The sequence below is a fragment of the Terriglobus sp. YAF25 genome (assembly GCF_052113305.1).
Lineage (GTDB): Bacteria > Acidobacteriota > Terriglobia > Terriglobales > Acidobacteriaceae > Terriglobus.
The window spans coordinates 1-4,571 of record NZ_JBFRCY010000364.1 but is presented as its reverse complement, the minus strand read 5'-3'; the positions used below and the strand labels follow the sequence as shown (position 1 = coordinate 4,571).

5 protein-coding genes are annotated in these 4,571 nt (G+C 55.3%); 2 read left to right on the top strand and 3 right to left on the bottom strand.

The genetic code is table 11. The annotated features are described in order from the left end of the window. On the bottom strand, window positions 1–540 hold a 540-nt coding region (locus tag AB4043_RS15650), incomplete at its 3' end, for a radical SAM protein (protein WP_442307466.1). Continuing rightward, window positions 533–1,363, bottom strand: a complete 831-nt coding sequence (locus AB4043_RS15645; RefSeq protein WP_442307465.1) for a hypothetical protein — start codon at window positions 1,361–1,363, stop codon at window positions 533–535. The genes AB4043_RS15645 and AB4043_RS15650, both read right to left, overlap by 8 nt. Window positions 1,364–1,669: 306 nt before the next feature. On the opposite strand from AB4043_RS15645, the gene AB4043_RS15640 reads away from it, so the two are divergent. After that, window positions 1,670–1,957, top strand: coding sequence for a PqqD family protein (locus AB4043_RS15640; RefSeq protein WP_442298868.1), 288 nt, complete (start codon window positions 1,670–1,672; stop codon window positions 1,955–1,957). Window positions 1,958–2,185: 228 nt separating this feature from the next. Here the strand turns inward: AB4043_RS15640 and AB4043_RS15635 are convergent, their stop codons facing one another. Beyond that, entirely contained in the window at window positions 2,186–2,308 is a 123-nt protein-coding gene (locus AB4043_RS15635) for a hypothetical protein (protein ID WP_442307464.1), read from the bottom strand. A gap of 912 nt (window positions 2,309–3,220) precedes the next feature. On the opposite strand from AB4043_RS15635, the gene AB4043_RS15630 reads away from it, so the two are divergent. Next, the coding region (locus tag AB4043_RS15630; protein WP_442307463.1) for a carboxypeptidase regulatory-like domain-containing protein at window positions 3,221–4,571 on the top strand (1,351 nt) is incomplete at its 3' end.

Genomic DNA, 4,571 nt, shown 5'->3' with positions numbered 1-4,571 from the left:
GTTGAGCACGTGGTCGATTGTGGCAAGAACCGAGTTGAGGTTCTCCTCCTGGACCACAATTGTGGCGCGGGTCTTCACACGCGATCTCAGTTCTCGCCGCAGATGCAGCAGATGAGCACAATTGGCTTCAACTCCGGCCAGAAAGTCGCCTCCGCGGATGATCTGGAAAGCTGACGTCTGTAGTGAGTCGTAGGACACAGCGACGGAGTGCTCCTCACCATTCAGAACCTCGATAAGGCCCTGAAGCATAGCCGGCTTGATGTGCAGCAGGTTCGTGGCGAAGCGAACCGCGAATCCGCATGTCACGGCATCGCGCACGATGTCGAGGACATCGGGCCGTAGGGTGGGTTCCCCCCCGCCCAGTACAAGCGACGTCATGCCACGCCGTACCGCCGGCTCCAGAAGCAACGTGCGAATCTGTTCTCTGCTCAATTGCCTGCGCCTGCCTTCACGATACGGAAGCGTAACGCACATCGGGCAGCTCATATCGCACGCTGCCACCACCTCCAGGTAAAGAATGCTCGGATTGGCATTAACCATGGCTGGCCTCTACCGGCTGCGTCAATTCGACCAACGAATGTAGTAGAGCGGGGGCCTGATCGAAGAGCCGCTCCACCCCGTCCGGCAATGTTAGCCGGAAAACCGGAACCGAGCTTGCGATCTGCAGGGCAGCCCGGTACGAGACCGCCCGATATTGCGCTGGAAGTTGTGCGCTCCAGTACCCGTGCTGACCGGCAGCGTGTATCGCATTGGGAATGGCGAGGCGGGTTGCGCTCCATGTGCGCTGCTGCGGCTCGCGAGGTTCCAGCACTAAAAGAGCTTGGATCGGTGCAGGCGGCCGTGGCGAAGCTGACTGTTCCGTATGCCAACGCCAGCGCACCTTCTCCTCGCCTGCATGCTCCCTCTCCCACTCCGGAAGTATCTCTCGCTCTACCATCCGTGCGGCTAGAGACCGGCTCAGGGCTAGATGGGGCAAACCGGGCAGGACAGACCAAGTTCCTTTTGTAGACTCGCGCAGCACCAGCGTCTCTTCCGCAACCAGACCTGCACCTGCACACAGCAGAGCGGCAGTGGTCGTCGACTTACCCCTGCCGCTCGCGCCAACGATGGCAAAACCGACATCATTGTGCTCAAACATCGCTCCATGAAGCACCGCGGAGCCGCGCAGGAGTACAAGCGCCGGCAACCCTTGATAAACAATCAGGCGGCTTAAATCCCCTTCGAGATATCCTCCACGGCAAAACCAACGGAGGAAACCCGCTGCATCAATCTCCAGTAAAGCCTCGCGTCCGGATGCTTCGTCGTAACAGCGCAACAACCATCGCTCGGAACTAAGGATGGAAAATTCGAGATAGTTTGACATCCGGAAATCGAATCCTGTCCAAGGCCTTTCACCGAGTGTCTTATCCTCCCGGATCGCCAGCATCGGCCGCTTACGCACTCCCGCGGATTGCTGAGCAGGTAAAGCAAGGTCCGATTGGATGTCGAAGTCAAAAGCCGTATAACAAAACAACATGGACTCGCTCCGATAAAATACGGCTCGCTTGCGGGGTTCTCGTTTGCCTCAACTGTAGCTCCCTGGGCTGTCCCGCCGTGGTGGTCTTATATTAACGAAATCCGGCTGCTGATATAGAATTCCCCAAACACCCTGCTGAGGAGCCAAGCCATCTTGTACAGCAATACAAAAGTACAACGAGCGAACCACACCATCAGCGCGGAGTATCATGACTCCCTCATCATGTTGGATCCCCTGCGAGGCAAATACCTTGAGTTAAACCCGGTAGCGAAACGCATCTGGGAGTTGATTGAAGAGCCTGTCACCGTCGATGATCTCGCCTCGATCTTGCTTAAGGAATACGACGTTCCATTCCAAAGGTGCTTTGAAGAGACAAGGGAGATCTTGGAAAAGATGATGACTCTGGAGTTGCTGCAGACCGACCTTCAGCAGACGGCGTAGTAGAACTATCGGGTCTGGCGGCTGAACCTTGACCCTGGAAACGGTTCACTATCTTCTCTGTGCTTTTGCGTTAATTCAGATCTCGCCAGTAACTCACTCACAACGAAGTGCCTGCAGGCTCAACTGGGGCTGCGCGCCGCGCGGGGATGGAAACCTCAGATCTTAGATYAGCCGACGACCAATTGATCGGGTTCTCGGTGGGGAAGAGGAGTCAGCCGCGTCGCGTAGTCAACGGCGAATATTGCCGTTTGTCGATGCAAAGATCGTATACATCGCCTTCGAATCCTGGAACTCTCCCATCCATATCGCCTTCGGGGACCCCTTCAGTGCATTGAGCACATTGGCCAACATGATCCCAATTGCCTTCCGGGCGCACCAGTTCGTTCTTCTTGTTCTTAGTCGTGAATTTGAACGAGACGGGAATTGGAACCACAGGGAGCCGATCTCGTTCAGGCAGTACTTCCAGGAAGCCGCAGGTTGCCGATGCCGTGTCGCGCTGGGCTAGTCCCGTACAACTGGTCGAGATGCTCTTCATGCTCTGGCTGCTGATTGTGGGAGCTGTACCAAAGGTGTCCACGGAGGAAACTACGCTATGCATTCCATCGAGAGTCTAGCCGACGATTTCCGCACGCTGAAAATCAGGCACGGGGACACCGCCATGCCCCCAAGGTTCCATTATCTTGTGATCTTGTCGTACACCCTGTCCGTTGGGATCTGTGTCCGGACGTCTCCACCGATCCTCATGCCCGCGCCTGGCTCACTCGCTGATCGTTCTGACTACAAATTTTGAATTTCTGATCGGATTCGGTAAGAGATTGCTGCGCCGGCGCGCATCTGCGGGCACCGCATCCGCCATACGCTTACGAATCCGTTCGAACCTGCCTTCAAAATTCAGTGGGCGTCCCTTTAAAGATTCGGACCTATCGGTTTGCGTCAGGCGAATCCCGCAAAAGAAAGTCTTTTGAGCCAAAGGATAGCGGATTAGGAGAGGCACCGTTCATTTTCCGCTTGACAGAGTCATCGCCTCATCCGAGAATCATTCGAACGAAAGCAAACGAAAGTAAATGATCTAAAAGCGGAAGCCAAAGAGCTGCATCCCGCAATGTATTTGTCCGCGAATTGGGAATATTCGCTTTCGTCCACTCTCAGGGAGGTTATATGTACCGACGTATCAGATGTCTTCTGAATCTGTGTTTTATCGTTTTCGCACTTTCCGGGATGATATCGGCTCGTGCGGATATTAAAGGATCCATCTCAGGAATCGTGACTGACCCGAGTGGCGCGGCTGTGGCGAAGGTAACCGTCCTGGCAACGAACGTCGCAACCGGCCTCCAGAGCACGGCCGTGACGGATGAAAAAGGTTTTTACAACTTTCCGACACTGAATATCGGCACATATACCGTCGAGATCAAACAGCCTGGATATAGCGCCTTCCAGGAGACTGGCATCACGATCAACGCCAACTCGGCGGTCCGCGTGGACGTGACGTTTCAGCTCGTTGCTGTTACCGATACGGTCAGCGTAAAAAGCAACTCGATCATGGTCGAGACTCAAAACACGCAGATGGGCGAAGTGATCGAATCGGAAAAGATTCAGGCAGTGCCACTTAACGGGCGCTCGTTCATCGATCTGCTGGCCTTGCAGCCTGGGGTCTCTCCGTATACCGTCACAGCGTTCAACACCGGTACGGGTATCGGGGGCAAGACGATCTCGGGTGGTCTCAGCAATGGAAACCAGAGCGTAAATGGTGGCCGTACGGGTTCCAACGCCTACCTGATTAACGGTGCGTTTGCCGAGGAAGGCGCGCACCAGGCCGCTGCGATGGTTCCGAATCTTGATTCGATCGCCGAGTTCCGCATCATCACCAACAACTACAACGCGGAGTACGGCAACTACAGCGGCGGCCAGATCAACGTTGTAACAAAATCCGGTACAAACAAGTTCCACGGAAGCGCATTTGAATTCGCCAGAAACACGGACTTCAATGCCAAGAACTACTTCTCTAAAACCCGCGGCCAGTTCAAGCGTCATCAGTTCGGCGGAACCTTTGGCGGCCCGATCCTGAAAAACAAAGCGTTCGGCTTTATCGACTACGAAGGCACGCGGCAGATTGTCGGTTCGGGCGCGAGCTATCCAGTTGCTTCGGTTGCGCAGCGCAGCGGAGATTTTTCAACGACTACCTCTTTGTTTGGCACTAAAGTGGTGGGCGGTTCCGGCGCCGGGCAGACCGCTTGGGCGAAGCAGCTCTCCAATCGGCTCGGATACACAGTTACGCAAGGCGAGCGCTACTACACTCCGGGCTGCACGTTGACCACACAGTGCGTCTTCCCCAATGGCAAAATTCCGGCTGCGATCATGGATCCCGTGGGCAAGAAGCTCAGTGCGTTTGTTCCGCAACCAACCGATGTGGGTGGCACTATCTTCGCCACAACGGCCTATAGCGCAACGAACGCAGATGATAAGGGAGCGGCTCGCGTCGACTTCAACCCTCATTTCGGAAATCTGTTCATCTATTACTTCCGCGACCACTTCAACGGTCAGACCCCCTTCTTCCGTCACACGAATGTCCCCGGCTTCGCCAGTGCAAACAATGGTTTTACACAGATGGTGAACC

What these genes read in the sequence shown, in the direction of transcription:
- AB4043_RS15645 (WP_442307465.1), bottom strand. Translation starts at nt 1,363, where the DNA reads ATGTCAAACTATCTCGAATTTTCCATCCTTAGTTCCGAGCGATGGTTG.
- AB4043_RS15635 (WP_442307464.1), bottom strand. Translation starts at nt 2,308, where the DNA reads ATGTTGGCCAATGTGCTCAATGCACTGAAGGGGTCCCCGAAGGCGATA.